The organism is Corynebacterium sp. HMSC065D07, assembly GCF_001810695.1.
In the GTDB taxonomy this organism is placed as follows: Bacteria; Actinomycetota; Actinomycetes; order Mycobacteriales; family Mycobacteriaceae; genus Corynebacterium; species Corynebacterium hesseae.
In genome coordinates this window covers 1-287 of record NZ_KV802442.1, presented here as the reverse complement: position 1 = coordinate 287, position 287 = coordinate 1, and the positions used below count along the sequence as shown (strand labels likewise).

At 54.4% G+C, this 287-nt stretch carries 1 protein-coding gene; it reads right to left on the bottom strand.

Translation table 11 applies throughout. From position 1 onward, the window contains the following. The coding region (locus HMPREF2760_RS05525; RefSeq protein ID WP_070596805.1) for an IS3 family transposase at positions 1-215 on the bottom strand (215 nt) is incomplete at its 3' end. Positions 216-287: the final 72 nt, after the last annotated feature.

Here is a 287-nt window from a genome sequence, read left to right as displayed (position 1 = left end):
AGCTGGCGGATCCGTTCAGAATCAGTCGTCGCCTTCGCCTTGTCACGCATGGTCTTCGTGCGGGCACGCTTGCCGGTGCCGTACTGCTTAAGCCAGGAATAAAGTGAGGAACGATTGACTCCAAGCTCTGCTGAAGCCGCGTGAAGTGAGAGGTCCTCATTGTTTTCGTAGAGGGCCACAGCATCACGTTTGAACTGTTCGGAGTACCTAGGCATGGTGGTAGATTACCTTTCTTCCCAACCCAACTGGGCTGGATATCAGGTGTCTACCAAACAGGGGTCAGGTCC